We start from the raw sequence: 14,375 nt of genomic DNA, 5'->3' as shown, positions 1-14,375 counted from the left end.
GGCTCTTCTTCAAGCTCAGGCTCATCGTCAAGCTCGGGCTCTTCATTTAATGATGAAGCAAGCGACTCAATATCATCAACATTTAATTCTTCTTGAGCATCTGCTAAATCCTCAACTGAGTCTGCCAATGCATTATCAATTTCTGAATCTCTTACATCTGAATTTTTTACTTCATCATCAATTAGGTTATCTATATCGTCTAAATCAAAGCCATCACTTTGTTCAACTAATGAATCATTTGCAGCATCAACTGCAGCCTCATCAATTAGGTTATCAATGTCGTCTAAATCAAATTCGTCACTTTCCTCAACTAATGAATCATTTGCAGTATCAACTGCTGCCTCATCAATTAAGCTATCTATGTCGTCTAAATCAAAGTCGTCACTTTCCTCAACTAAAGAGTCATTCTCAGTATCAACCGCAGTCTCATCAATTAAGCTATCTATGTCGTCTAAATCAAAGTCGTCACTTTCCTCAACTAATGAATCATTTGCAGTATCAACTGCTGCCTCATCAATTAAGCTATCTATATCGTCTAAATCAAAGTCGTCACTTTCCTCAACTAATGAGTCATCTGCAGTATCAACTGCAGCCTCATCAATTAAGCTATCTATGTCGTCTAAATCAAAGTCGTCGCTTTCTTCTAGAAGTTCATCTTCGTCGAGTAACTCTGCATCAAGTGAGTCATCTACCACATCACTTTTTGGGTCATTCGCCTCATCAATTAAGCTATCTATATCGTCTAAATCAAAGTCGTCGCTTGTATCAAGTTCAGCTGAAGTGTTATTTGAGGTATCTAATTCTGTTGATGTTTGATCTAATAATTCATCTATATCAAAATTATCTTCATCTGCAAGCTCTTCACTTAAAGCCGCCATTTCATCATGAGATTCTAAGCTGTCATCCTCTAAAGCTTCGCTTGTTTGCGGTGCATCAAACTCAGGTAGACTATCGTCTTCATCAAACAAGCTATCTAAATCGTCATTAGTTAGGATTTCATCATTGTTAATTGAGTCATCAGATAAGTCTAAATCTATATCTTCAGCGTTTTCATCTGAAGGTTGATCAAACCCTTGCTGCATAAAAATATCGAGCTCATCATCGTCATCGGTATTTTCATCATCAAAAACAATGTCATCGCTTAGCAAGCTTTCCAGCTCATCCTGATCAAGTAAATTTTCGTCGCCAGAAAAATCATCTAAGCCGTCGTCTAAATCATCATTAGGCAACATATCACTTTCGAGACTATCATCTAATTGAACACTCAAGTCATCTAAAGGGTTAGGTACAATTGGATCGTCATTTAAGCTTGGGCCTAAATCATCATCGCCAGTATAAGTTGGGGTTTGTGGTAAAAAGTCATCATCGTTTTGCGGCTCTTCTTGATTACTTGCTCGTTTGCGTAAAAACATAACGATTGCAAAAATAATCAGTAACCCAGGAATAAACATTAACAAGCCCAGTACTATGGGGTTTGAAAATAATGAGCCAAAATCAAATGACTCTTTTGGTATTACTTCTTGTTTTTTTTGTTGGGCAATAATCTCGTTTTGTTTAACGATGAGTTCTTTTAACTGATTTTGAATTTCGCTGTCTTGTCCTAATTGCAAACGTAAGTTTTCGAGCTCTTTAGATATTCCTGATAACTGTTTTTTAAGATTATTATTTTCAACTAAAATCTCTTCTACATTACTAACTGAGCTTTTAAACTGTTGTTGTAACTCAACAAGCTTAGTACCTTGCTCTGTTTTTATTTCATTTAATTCTTTCTGTATCTCTTTTTTAGCATCGTCTACATCAATTTTACGCGCTTGAGTTACTTTTGTTTGCGCTGAGTTAATTTCGCTTTGTGTAAGCGTGCCATTTTTTTTCTTTTCCCATAATGCATCATCTTGCTCAGAGCGTTGCTTTGCGAGCTGCGTATTTACAGCTTTTATTTCGGCTAAGGTAGGGATTTTTAAATAGGCACCATTTTGAATGTGGTTAAGATTTTGTTCTAAAAATGAATCGGGATTTTTGTTATACAAAGCCTGCATAACTTGATAAATACTGACAGAATTGTCTGGGCGCACTTTAGCTGCTATACGCCAAAGCGTATCAGTTGGTTTAATTGGCCCAATTGATCGCCCTTGCGCACCATAGTCAACGCCTTTAGGCCCCTTTAATTGGGTACTGTCCTGAGAGTAAACTGGCGTTACTATCAATGCAGACGCTAATATAATAAGTGTAGCTAAACCGCGCATGCTGATCCTTTAATATTTAAATATTAATAAAACACCTAAAACTTAAGTGCATAAATATTGTTTATTATTGCTATTATCAGCCAAATGACTGACTCGCATTTATTATTACAATCTATTTTTATTGCAAGCTCTATTCCAATTACAAACTATAAACCAGTTAGAGCGTAATATCCATCGCAACACCTTGAAAATAAATGCCTTAAAACATCTTTATAAATAACAATTTATTGAGTGTTATCAATCAGTTTTTGTATTTTTAAAATTAAACGGCAAAAATTTGACAAGCTATATAAACAAAAAGCGGCAAACAACTACTGTTTACCGCTTCAAAAGCATGTTTAGCGCAATTAACTATTACATGTAATTGGCAATAAGCTCTTCTGCAATTTGAATGCTATTAGTTGCAGCACCTTTACGAGTGTTGTCACTTACAACCCACATGTTTAATCCATGTGGATGAGAAATATCAGCACGTAATCGACCTATATACACAGTATCGTTACCACTAGCGTCAGACACTGCTGTTGGGTAGTCACCTTCATCATCAATTAGCTCGACACCAGGCGCGTCTTTTAAAAGTTGTTTAACGTGTTCAAAGTCATAAGGCATGCGCGTTTCAATATTAATTGATTCTGAGTGCCCAAAAAATACGGGAACACGTACACACGTTGGGTTCACTGCAATAGTGGTATCACCCAAAATTTTATGAGTTTCGTTTACCATTTTCATTTCTTCGCGCGTATAGCCATTATCTTCAAAGCTATCAATTTGAGGAATAACGTTAAATGCAATTTGCTTTGGGAATACTTTATTATCCATAGGGCGTGCATTCATCAAATTAGCTGTTTGCTTTGCAAGTTCATCAACCGCGTCTTTACCTGCACCCGATACAGCTTGGTAAGTAGATACGTTAATGCGGTCTATTCCGTAAGCATCATAAATTGGTTTAAGTGCTAACATCATCTGAATAGTTGAACAGTTAGGGTTAGCAATAATATTACGATTTCTAAAATCAGCTAGACTTGAAGCATTAACTTCTGGCACCACGAGTGGGATTTCAAAATCATTTCTAAAGTGCGATGTATTATCGATTACAATACAGCCGGCATCAGCAGCAATAGGAGCATATTTTTCAGATACACTGCCACCAGCAGAAAACAAACCTATATGCGCTTGGCTAAAGTCAAAGCCTTCAACGTCAAGTACTTCAATGGTCTCACCACGAAACTTTATATCTTCACCTGCGCTGCGGCTGCTAGCAAGTAAAAAAAGCTGATCAACAGGAAACTTACGATCTGCTAGCGTTTCAATGATTTGACGGCCTACTAAACCAGTAGCGCCAAGTACGGCAACGTTATATTTTTGCGACATATTTCTTCCTCTATAAACGACATTAAAACAACATCGTTAGTTAAATAATTATTCAGCTATACTAAAGCCAAGCTGGCTAAGTGCTGCTAGTTGTGGGCTATCACCTTGTAGAAATAAGGTGCTAAATTCTCGCCTTATAGGATAGTTTTTACGTAAACTATCGAAGCCGTCGCTCTCTAGACGACGAAGTAAAATTCCGTCATCGCGGCGAACGTCATAAATTAAATGCACTAAACGAGCAATATCTTGCTCATTAAGGCTTTGCGTAACAGTTGCATTTGTAACGGCTGGTGTTGGTAAAAAATCATCCAACGATTTAATCGCCTCAACACCTTTGAGCTGACACAGTTTTTGATACAACATTTGTGTACCACGAGCTTTCCCCTCAAGTGTATGCCCTGCAATGTGCACACTAGCGTAACGAACATGCTCTAGTAATTCAGTTAAAATATTGGGTTCTTTCTCCCATACATCAAGTACTAAATCTAAATCAGCCCCAGCTTCCATTACCTCAAGCAATGCTTGGTTATCAATTACATCGCCACGGCTTGCATTAATTAGCGTGGTTCCTGGCTTAAGTGCTTTTAAACGCTCTTTACCCATCATGTGCAGTGTTTTATGCTCGCCACTTTTAACAAGGGGAACGTGAAAAGTAACAACATCTGATTGCGCTAATAACTCGTCAAGCGCTACATGTTCTTGTAGTAAGCCTTGTTCGTGCTTAATCGGATCGCACAGCAGTACAACTACGTTGAATGCTTTTAATTTTTGCGCCAAACATGTACCAATGTTGCCCATCCCTACAATACCAATTGTTTGACCACACAATGGACGCGCATTTTCTTGGCTTAATGCAAATAAGCTACTAATTACATATTCAGCTACAGCAACCGCATTACAACCAGGCGCACTTGTAAAAGCAATATTTCTGTCATGTAGTAATTGCGTATCAATATGGTCAATGCCGATTGTGGCAGTACCTACAAAGCTCAACTTGTTAGCTTGTACCAAAAGTTCATGATTAACATTTGTCACCGAACGAGTAAGAAGAACATCTACATCTATTAATTGTTCAGGCGTTAATTTACGACCATCAAAACGCTCAACCTCACCAAAGTCTGCAAAGTACTGCTCAACTAAAGGCATATTTTGATCGGCAAGAATTTTCATTACAGAGTCCGTTTGGCAATTAAGAGGCCCCATTGTAGCGAACAACCTAACCTTTACACAAACTAAAAAGGTGCATTATAGTTAATACAAACACTCAAAAATGGAGATGTGGATTGTTTTAAATCAGCAATTAAAATTAGGAATTTAAACGATGCAAATAATAACCTTACTATTGAATACACAAAGGCCGAATCACAGCATGATTCGGCCTTTATTATGCAAAATAAACTTCAATTACATTATATTTTATTTACTTGATTTTAGTTTATAGCTCAAAATCTTTTTTGAATTTCAAACCAAATTCACTTCGATCATTACTACGCATTACGCCAACAAAACCTGATTGTTGTAGACGACCAACATCGTAAACTTCGTTTAGAACGTTTTCACCATACAGTGTAATTTCCATATCGCCATATGGATTAGTGTAGGAAATATTAAAACCAACTAGTTCACGAGAATCAATGGTCTCACTTTGGTTATAAACTGATTGCCCTTGCATTTCGCTTCGGTACGAATAGTTAGCATTAAATGCAAGTGTTGCGCCGCTCTCTAAATCCATAAAGTAAGAAGGTGCAACCATAACAGTCCAGCGTGGTGTAAGTGCAGGTGAATCGCCTTTACCTATACCTTGTACACCCTCAGCCACTTCTGTGATTTCAGAATCTAAATAACCAACTGCACTGCGAATAGTAAAGTCATCAGTAATAGCGACTGTTGTTTCAAGCTCAATACCTTGTGCTTTAGACTGGCCCGCATTTTCTACAATTGTTACAAAACCGCCACCTGCTGTTGGGTCTGAAAATGGTAATGCTAAATCAGTGTAATCAGTCACAAATACCGCAAGCATCATAGATACATTTTCGTGTACTTGGCCTTTTAGACCCATTTCGTAGTTAACCGCTTTCGTTTCGTCAAATGATACAAACTGGTCTGGTCCACCAAATGGGCGCGGAGGAAAACCACCTGTTTGGTAGCCTTTTTGAATCTGGCCATACACATTCATATTATTGCTAAGCTGATAAGATGCATTTACATCCCACGTAACTGCATCAAAATCTGCACTTACATACTTACGAGTAGGAAATGATGGGAATATAGCATTTGCATCTTTTTCATCTTTTGAATAACGAAGACCACCACCTACCGTTAAATCGTCAGTTAAATCGTAGCTTGCATTAAAGTAGGCTGCGTAAGAATTAGTTTCTTGGTTAATTTCAAAATCGCCGTAACCACCAAATGATTCTGTTACTCCGTCATTCAATAAGCCATTGGGTGTATTAAATGGGCTGAATACAAATGGGCCTGAACGTGTAAAGCCATCTTCATTAAAAAAGTAAAGGCCTGACACAAAGTCCATATTATCAAATGTTGCATTTAGTTGAATTTCAAACGAGTACTGATCAGCTCCGCCCTCTTCTGGAAACTCAGATAAGTTTAAAGGTGATGCATCGTCATCTAGGCCACCTTCATACTCAGATGTACGGTAGCTTGAGATAAACTTAGTAGTATAAGTATCGTTAATTGCCCAATCAGCCGAGAACGATGTGCCCCAACCTGAGTAAGAAGTTGATTCAATACCTGCAACGGTTGTACCTAAATCATCAGGGTCTGATGGAATTAAATCTTGAGTCAATAATGGGAAGTCGCCATTAAACACATCGTTTGCATCTAGCGGGTCAGTTAATTCAATTGTGTAAGGCGATTGACCTGACTCGTTATCAACTCCATCTAAAGCAAAAGTGAATGCTAAATCGCTGTTCGCTTGCCATTTAAGGGCTAAACGACCACTGAATTCCTCTTCCTCACCAATTTCTTTCTCTGGATTTGCTAAATTAACAGCTTCACCAACACCATCACGTGTTTTGTAAGATGCACTCGCAGACATGCTTAGTTCATCGTTTAGTGAGTTATTAAAATAAACATCACCAGCAATACGTCCACGACTTCCCAGCTTAGCTGAAGTAGTTACAATACCTTCATCACCAGGTTGCTTTGTAATTACATTTACAGCGCCACCTAATGTATTACGACCATATAAAGTACCTTGTGGACCACGAAGCACTTCAACACGCTCAACATTAGGTAATGATAAATTAGAACCCATTTGACGACCTAAATAAACGCCATCTAAGTATACGCCTACACCTGGATCAGTAGTTATTATGTGATCTTGCAGACCAATACCACGAATGAACACAGACGCATGTGCTGCATTACCAACACCGTAACGGGTGATGTTTAAGTTTGGAACATATTTACCAATATCTTCAAGATTACTCATATTGGCTTTATCAATTAAGTTCGCCCCAATTGATGTGATAGCGGTTGGAGATTCAAATAAGCTCTCTGTACGTTTACGAGCTGTGACTTCGATTTTTTCAAACGCGTCTTGTTTTGCGGTTGTTTTAGCTTCTTCAGCATTTACTGAAGTAGATAGTGCAGCGACAATTGCTAGGCTTAACTGTGAGAGTGTGCGTAGTTTCAAAATATTCTCCAAAGGATACCGTGTGATTTTTGTTATGCTTTTATATTGATAATATAAATTTTAGGCATAAAAAAAGACGCTAAATAGCATCTTTCCTCTGGACAGGTATTATATGACATTATTGTGAATAAATGTATAAAATTATTTAAATAAATTCATAGAAAATGACAGTAATTTAAGCATTGTTAGCTTTAGATGAATTATCATAAATAACCCCCTCTAATATTTACCTCACTAATAAATTGTTTTAAAACAAAAAATCTCATAAATACTACTTTAAAGAGCGCATAAAACATACTCATACATGTACTTTAGTGTATAAAAAAAGAGCTAAAACACATTCAGGTATCATTGAAATTAACTAAAAATAAGAATATAGTACTAAAATGTAGTCTATGGATAGAATATTATGAATATTGAAAATACAGCCAATAAAAGCCCCACATGCTTCACCAGCCCAAATTACACGTCACTTTTTTGTGTTGCAGCTGACTTCAACGTCCTACTTGTTAATTATCAAGCTTTAAACGTCATTATCAACCATGAACTTATAAATCAGTTTATGCTAAAAAACGGTCATCAAGGTCTCGTTATTTTTGACGTGCCCAAAGACGGTGATGTTTTGGCATTAAAAGAGTGGCCTAATTTAAAAGGTTTGTTTTATGAAGGCACTGACGAAGTACTACTGCAGCAAGGATTAGAAGCAATAGAACAAGGAAAACTTTGGTTTCCACGTGCGGTAACTGATGGTTGGATGAGACAAATGCTAGCGAGTGAACAACAAACTGCGCTGCAATCAAATAACTTAACCTGCAAAGAAATGAAAGTATTAAACTTGTTATTTTCTGGCTTACATTCAAGCGCAATTGCAGACACTTTATTTATCAGTGAAGCTACAGTTCGTGTACATTTACACAAAGTGTATCAAAAAATAGCTGTAAAAAACAAGCAACAGGCATTACTTTGGTGCAAGAAAAACTTAAGTAAAATCAATAGTTAAGCGGGCTTATTTGAAACCTGATTGTATCTGAATACTCACCGGCAGCTTGCCTTTCGAAATCATTTAATTGAATTTTTAAAGGTAATAGATAAACGGTTTGTCCTGAGTATGTAAATTTATGTTGTGATAAGTTATCTAGTTGAAGCCAACTTCCAGCCAGATCTAGACTGTAATTAATTGCATATTTGTCTCTATAGAGACTATGTATTAATTTCCCATTATTATCTGAACTTACAGACAATTGAACATCTGAATTAGTAACGACTTGTAAACTAGGTAACATAGTGTATTCCTTACTCGGAATTAGTTCTCCCAAATTGATAGTATTTGAAAATGTATTATACCCAAGTACAGAAAGACTTGTCCTAGGGGCAATATTTTCTTGAATACTATATTCTCGCTCATCTAATAACTTACTCCCCTGATCATATAATTTCATTTGGAGCCTATCTGAGTATATACCTGCTTTAATTGGTGTTCCTGACGGTAGGACTAATGTCAATATCGTCGAAGAATCAGTAAAGTTTAACTTTAAAGTTGATGTGCTGACTAACTTACTTTGTATACTCTGCATCTCGTAGGGAATACTTTGAAATTGCCCTTTTAGCTGAGCTTGATTCTCACTTGTTAGCACGAGTTGTAATTGACAGCTTTCATCATTAGTGACGCTTATCCGTAGCTCTTTCTTAGAGTCTACTTGCTGTAAGGCATGGTAGCTTTCAAAATCATCATAAATATGTTCAATCTTATCGAACCTAGCGGCGCATTGCGCATGAATTAAGGGCGTAAAAATAAAGAGTGCTAAACCACCCAATAATAAACTTACTTTTTTATTGTACATAAATAGCTCCTTTGCGCTGTAATTGCTCACCTTCAGATACTTGAATCGTAAAATGTGACTTTTCTGCATTCTTAAGTGTAATTTTATAATTACAGGCGGTTAAACCTGTTAATGCAAATCGTCCTTTTTTATTTGTAAAAAATGTATGCTCTTTTTGGCTGTTTTTATCGATACAAATTGCTGTACCAACTTGTAATGATAAGGGTTTTTTCTGTTGATCATACAAAGTCGCAATCACTGATATGTTTGCAGCAGTCCCTATTGTGATTGCATGACCTGTTCGATAAGGTGAGTAAAGGGTAATTATGCCAGAACCAATATCATACCCCGGCTCTAAGTTATCAATATCGACTGTAACGTTGGTTGAGGCATATGAACTAATATCGTTTAATAAAATAGTTTCGAAGTCTTCATTATCAGCCCTATAGTTATCCTCATATTGTCCCAAGGTGATCTTTTTTCCTCTGAGGCTAGAGTGAGGCTCTATCAAAGCAAAGCTATCGTATATGGGTTTCCCAACAGCCCAACTCTTATCTGCAAATGCTATGCTTGATGCCAAGCTTAATCGGCTCTGATGGTAAGCTGAGGCCTCATTAAATTGCTCGTAAAAACTCCCATGATCAAAGTTCATAACAAAACGATTCGCGTTATATTGAGTATTTAAATCAAAAACAGCTTCATTTTGATCATTTTTTTCAAGCCCAGCTCTTATATTCAAAGCTCCAACATAGCGCTGATTACTATCTTGAGAGAATTCTAAGCGTGTTTTATCCTGCCTAGATTGATGAGATAATTTAGCCCGCCGAGTATTAGAAAACTTATAAGTGACAGACAACCTTACATCCCATTGACTTTCTTCAGCGAGACCCTCCCACTGCCCACCTAAACTATATCTCCATTGGCTATTATCGATCTCACCAGAAAAACTAACTCCAACTGATTTATCAAATTGAGCTTCATCATATGACCTTGATAAACTTGTAAAAAAAGATGTTTGCGTATTCTCTCCCCAAAAAAAACTATAATTAGCCTGAATATAATGCTCTCTTAAGCGAGAACTAGATTGAGAATCAGGTCGATAGCCAAGACCTGTAAAATACCTTGATGAGTATTCATAACCCACCGTAATGTCAGTGTTATTATCACTATGATTTCTATAGTTACTATAAACAATGCGATAAGCATGACCTTTTTTTTCATTGAAACTTATCGCATTTTCAAACGCAATTTGTCCAACTGCAGCTGCATAAATATTTTTAAAACCAATCTGCTGAGAATACTCATCACCTTGTACTGCCGCACCGGCTGTCCAGCTAGGTGTAATGCCATAATCAAGATAAAAGCTAGCTAGTGGCTCGTCGTAATCATAATCTAGCTCACTACCTAAGCGTGAGGGAACGCCTAAATGAAACTCATACTCCAGTTGCCCTTGAGCAAAAAGATCTAAACCGGTCGTTACATCAAAATCAACAAAACGGACAACTCCTGCTATATCAGTAATCCTCAAAGTAACATTATTACTTCCTTCATTAAGGGGAATATCATCAAGAGAATATATACCTGCGGCTAAATTAAGTTTTTGTAATATCCGCTCGCTAACTAATACCTCAACAGAGGATGGACTCTCCAAGGTAAAACTACGTGAAGCGCTGGGCCTAATAGGCCTGTCAGAAACTAGCGAAAAATCATGTGAAAGCGACAAACCTAGTACCCGTGCCGTTGATTGAAAGTAACTACCTGAACTATAATTATCACCAATGGATATCCGAAGCCCACTAAGCGGTAGGTCATGTATTACACGAGTACCTAAGCGCCTAATATTTGATGAAGTAGGAGCTACTTCAGATAAATACTCCACTTCGTTTTCTAAAACCCACCCTTCCCAACTCACTACCATTTCAGAGCGAATAGCTAAGAGGTCATCTGTTGTATTCTCGCCTTTATCTTGCTGATACAAATAACTTGAATAAGCATTAAAAAATCCACTCAGTTTAGCAGGTGCAAATGCTGTTAAATTCCTCGAATCTGATTTTAAACTTAGCTGTTGAGGGCGAGTCAATGTAAGAGGTACTGAAATTGCTAAGCTAAAATCACTCATATCGAATGAAATATTATATCCAAATAACTCTAATGCTTTTGTATCAATAATGTTTTTATTAACTTTAGACTCTAAAGAATCAAAATCCTCTGAAAATAAAAGTCGTTCAAATGAAACTTTAATTTCACTCCATTTAAGTGATAAATTATCATTTGGATCGACTGCAAGAGTTATTTTGCCAATAGCATTTTTATTCAGCTCTGCCTCAACGCTGAGTTCGATGGTTCTTTTAGACGGGTTAATTTTTGAATAACATAATTGAGTAAAGCTCAATAAAAATATGCATAATAAAACTCGCATAACTAGCGAGCCAGCACTAAACGTAAATGATTTAAGCTTCCTCTCTGTAAAGATTGCGGAATTGGGACTTTTATAACACTGGTGCTATTAGGAGCAAAAAAAACATCGTATCCGTTTGCTTTTAATTGATCTTTTAAAATTCGATCGCTTAGAGTTTTATTTTTAGTAATTTTTATTTCATAATCACTTAATCGTCCTGCCCCTTTTCCTTCATTTAATACTTCAGTGACAATAAAGCCATCTTCAACGTGAGGCTCTTTTATAGTCAGTTTAGGAACTAATCTAGGCTGGTCTAAATGAACAATTAAATTTACATTTAACAGCATTGTTAGTTGTGACTGTTTATCTATAGACTGGTTTACAATGGGCTGCTCAATCAAGCTAACTTGATAGCTTTTATCTGTACTAGGAAGTTTTTTATCTAACCATCTAAATTGCAACTGTTGGCTTTGCCCTGGTTGCAAAAATAGTGATGGAGGAAAAACCCACAATGGAGAATCATCTAAAGAAATTAATTTAGGCGTGCCTTGAGAAAAGTCAATTTCGTAAATTTGGATATCAAAAGCAATGTCTCTTGGTAATTGATTATGAACCAAGCTAGAAGCATTATTTGAACGACTATCAGGAGAGAAAGTAACCACCATAGGCGTTACTTCCACAGCAAAAACAGGTGTCATTACAATTACATATATAAAAAAGTAACTGCATATCCGTAGCATTAAAAATTGACCTCTAAATCACTGCTTGCTGCATTAAACCTTGTTGGAATTTTTATTGAAACCTCACGGCTAGATTTAGGTAATAAAATTTTTCCAGTCAATGCTTTACTCAATTCAGCCCCTTCTAATAATAGCTGTTGTTCATCACCTTTAATAAGCCACTGTGCCTGAGATAAACGGATATATTTATTACCAGTATTCTCTAGTAGTACACTCCATGTTTCTGTATCTACTTGACGTTTATTTTTAATTAATAATTTTGCCTCCGCACCTTTGGGAACAACATTAAACAAAGTTCTAAAGCTAACTGACATACCTACGCCTGATTGCCCCGCCTTTTCTAAATCAACAGATGCCTGATCAATGGCTACACGGTACGCTTTTGAGTTTTCTAATATTGGTTCCCCAATATATCGAACAATTACTGATTGACTTTGCCCAGACGGAATTATCGTAGTCATCGGAATAATTAAAAAGTCATCGTCGTTTGCTTTTAATGTTTCATCGCCATTAGGGTCAATTAGTAAATCAAACGCAGATATCTCAATAGTTAAAGGACTGTCTGAAGGGTTTGATATACGAATGGTTTGCTGTGATTGGCTACCTGAAGACTCTAGCTCCGCGACCATTGGTTTAACTTGAAAAGCCCCTGTAGAATATGAAGTTAACAACACTATAATTAGAAATATATAACGCATATAAAATCCCTCTTAATGAAGTAAAAGGCAGTAGCTACTGCCTTTTACTATGCTGCTTAGTTAGCTGTTATTGCCAACATAAGTGTATCAGCGTAAGTACCTGCATAAACTGGTGCTTGTGTTACAGTTAGTAATATATTTCCAGCTACGCCACCAGCGGCAAGGGTTGGTGAACCAGGACGACTTTGCGATTCTGACTGATCATTTTGGCCATTTTCAGCAGAAAGCGTAAAATCAAATGTATCTGCAGTTAACTTGGCAGTATAGCCGACACCACGATCTTCATGGTCAGCATTTTGTAAGTGCCCTTCAGATGTTGTTAATGACATTGTTGCACCATCAACATCATTACACTGCAAATCAAAGCCTACATTTTTAGTAGCACCTTCTGACAATGTTTGAAAGAATTGTGTAGTGTTAATGTTGCTCACCCCACAAACCGATGACACTGCGCCACCTACATTTAGATTTTCAGCAAATGCTGCGCCAGATGTTAGAGTTGCGATTGCTGATAACACGATTAACTTTTTCATTTTAATATTCCTTATCCATGTGACATATTTGTTTTAATTAATAGTTAGTGTTTTACCAAACTCCACCAGATACAACCGATGGTGTCATTTCTATGCGGAGCACATCCTGGTAACTACCTGCATAAATTAAAGGCTTATCTAGTTTTAGTTGTAATTTAGCTACGCTGTTAAATAGAATCTCATCAACATCAAAATTGTAGATAGATTTAAGTTCAAGTGCCGTTGCAGAAACTTCGCTTGAAACGCCCTCTATTGACCAATTCAGGTTATAAGCATTTATTTGAGTACTTTGCTGATGGCGCAGGCCACCATTTTCAGATTGCATTGATACTCGCATAGGTGAATTGCAATTAATCACTAGCTTTGTACTCGCGAGGCCATCTGAAGAAAAGTGAAGGTTATTATTTTGTGTAGTAAAGCCGCACACTGGTGAGATATAACCTACCAAAGTTAAACTTACTTCATCGTTACTGTATGCATTCATTGCAAAGAAACATAATAAAAACCATATTACCTTCTTCATCCGCGCCATCTCCTTTGACCGACCTCGCTAGGACAGGACTGATACTATGATAAATTTGCCGTTTAGAAAGTTGTTATTTGCTTATGACTAGCTTTACTTATTGATAATTTCAACTACGGGAGATATATAAAAATATAAACATTTAAACTAAATAGTTTACTCTAAATCTATAGAGTGGAAGATTAAAGGTTCTATGAAGCAACAAATACAATACTTACGACTTATCAGTTACCTTCAAAAGTTATAAGCAAAAATAAAAAAGTTACTACCCACATATTTAGAGACCCAAATCTGGCACTAAACATTTTTAAACATAAAATATTTGCATCTAATTTATAAAAAGAAACAATAATACTAATTAAAATAAAAATAAAAATAAAAATAAAAAACT

At 36.6% G+C, this 14,375-nt stretch carries 11 protein-coding genes; 1 reads left to right on the top strand and 10 read right to left on the bottom strand.

Annotated elements, in window-relative coordinates:
• From H5087_RS19645 to H5087_RS19630, 4 genes are all read right to left on the bottom strand, one after another.
• Positions 1-2,243, bottom strand: a 2,243-nt coding sequence (locus H5087_RS19645; protein WP_310736475.1) for a FimV/HubP family polar landmark protein, incomplete at its 3' end; no start/stop codon positions are given.
• Positions 2,244-2,597: 354 nt separating this feature from the next.
• Positions 2,598-3,614 (bottom strand): aspartate-semialdehyde dehydrogenase, encoded by a 1,017-nt coding sequence (locus H5087_RS19640; RefSeq protein WP_002962779.1) that lies wholly within the window; start codon positions 3,612-3,614, stop codon positions 2,598-2,600.
• Between the two features lie 48 nt (positions 3,615-3,662).
• Positions 3,663-4,784, bottom strand: coding sequence for a 4-phosphoerythronate dehydrogenase (locus H5087_RS19635; RefSeq protein ID WP_182673111.1), 1,122 nt, complete (start codon positions 4,782-4,784; stop codon positions 3,663-3,665).
• 265 nt (positions 4,785-5,049) lie between these two features.
• The gene (locus H5087_RS19630) at positions 5,050-7,272 is read right to left on the bottom strand and encodes a TonB-dependent receptor (protein WP_182673110.1); all 2,223 of its coding nucleotides are present in this window, start codon (positions 7,270-7,272) and stop codon (positions 5,050-5,052) included.
• Between the two features lie 409 nt (positions 7,273-7,681).
• On the opposite strand from H5087_RS19630, the gene H5087_RS19625 reads away from it, so the two are divergent.
• On the top strand, positions 7,682-8,272 hold the full coding sequence (locus H5087_RS19625) for a LuxR C-terminal-related transcriptional regulator (RefSeq protein ID WP_033022035.1): 591 nt from the start codon (positions 7,682-7,684) through the stop codon (positions 8,270-8,272).
• On the opposite strand, the gene H5087_RS19620 is transcribed toward H5087_RS19625, so the two are convergent.
• The 6 genes from H5087_RS19620 to H5087_RS19595 are packed head-to-tail and all read right to left on the bottom strand — an operon-like array spanning position 8,262 to position 13,984.
• Complete coding sequence (locus tag H5087_RS19620) at positions 8,262-9,113, bottom strand: hypothetical protein (RefSeq protein WP_182673109.1); 852 nt, start codon at positions 9,111-9,113, stop codon at positions 8,262-8,264. The genes H5087_RS19625 and H5087_RS19620 overlap by 11 nt on opposite strands.
• Entirely contained in the window at positions 9,103-11,511 is a 2,409-nt protein-coding gene (locus H5087_RS19615) for a fimbrial biogenesis outer membrane usher protein (protein WP_182673108.1), read from the bottom strand. The genes H5087_RS19620 and H5087_RS19615 overlap by 11 nt, the downstream gene beginning before the upstream one ends.
• 2 nt (positions 11,512-11,513) lie before the next feature.
• Positions 11,514-12,188, bottom strand: coding sequence for a hypothetical protein (locus tag H5087_RS19610; protein ID WP_259396093.1), 675 nt, complete (start codon positions 12,186-12,188; stop codon positions 11,514-11,516).
• A gap of 41 nt (positions 12,189-12,229) precedes the next feature.
• The gene (locus H5087_RS19605; RefSeq protein ID WP_182673106.1) at positions 12,230-12,928 is read right to left on the bottom strand and encodes a molecular chaperone; all 699 of its coding nucleotides are present in this window, start codon (positions 12,926-12,928) and stop codon (positions 12,230-12,232) included.
• Between the two features lie 56 nt (positions 12,929-12,984).
• Positions 12,985-13,461 (bottom strand): hypothetical protein, encoded by a 477-nt coding sequence (locus tag H5087_RS19600; RefSeq protein WP_182673105.1) that lies wholly within the window; start codon positions 13,459-13,461, stop codon positions 12,985-12,987.
• 52 nt (positions 13,462-13,513) lie between these two features.
• The gene (locus H5087_RS19595; protein ID WP_182673104.1) at positions 13,514-13,984 is read right to left on the bottom strand and encodes a hypothetical protein; all 471 of its coding nucleotides are present in this window, start codon (positions 13,982-13,984) and stop codon (positions 13,514-13,516) included.
• Between the last annotated feature and the right edge of the window lie 391 nt (positions 13,985-14,375).

This window comes from Pseudoalteromonas sp. SR43-7, assembly GCF_014163785.1.
Lineage (GTDB): Bacteria > Pseudomonadota > Gammaproteobacteria > Enterobacterales > Alteromonadaceae > Pseudoalteromonas > Pseudoalteromonas distincta.
The sequence above is the reverse complement of the archived record's forward strand: the minus strand, read 5'-3'. Positions and strand labels throughout refer to the sequence as shown.

What these genes read in the sequence shown, in the direction of transcription:
- H5087_RS19640 (WP_002962779.1), bottom strand. Translation starts at nt 3,614, where the DNA reads ATGTCGCAAAAATATAACGTTGCCGTACTTGGCGCTACTGGTTTAGTA.
- H5087_RS19635 (WP_182673111.1), bottom strand. Translation starts at nt 4,784, where the DNA reads ATGAAAATTCTTGCCGATCAAAATATGCCTTTAGTTGAGCAGTACTTT.
- H5087_RS19625 (WP_033022035.1), top strand. Translation starts at nt 7,682, where the DNA reads ATGAATATTGAAAATACAGCCAATAAAAGCCCCACATGCTTCACCAGC.
- H5087_RS19620 (WP_182673109.1), bottom strand. Translation starts at nt 9,113, where the DNA reads ATGTACAATAAAAAAGTAAGTTTATTATTGGGTGGTTTAGCACTCTTT.
- H5087_RS19615 (WP_182673108.1), bottom strand. Translation starts at nt 11,511, where the DNA reads ATGCGAGTTTTATTATGCATATTTTTATTGAGCTTTACTCAATTATGT.
- H5087_RS19610 (WP_259396093.1), bottom strand. Translation starts at nt 12,188, where the DNA reads ATGACACCTGTTTTTGCTGTGGAAGTAACGCCTATGGTGGTTACTTTC.
- H5087_RS19605 (WP_182673106.1), bottom strand. Translation starts at nt 12,928, where the DNA reads ATGCGTTATATATTTCTAATTATAGTGTTGTTAACTTCATATTCTACA.
- H5087_RS19600 (WP_182673105.1), bottom strand. Translation starts at nt 13,461, where the DNA reads ATGAAAAAGTTAATCGTGTTATCAGCAATCGCAACTCTAACATCTGGC.
- H5087_RS19595 (WP_182673104.1), bottom strand. Translation starts at nt 13,984, where the DNA reads ATGAAGAAGGTAATATGGTTTTTATTATGTTTCTTTGCAATGAATGCA.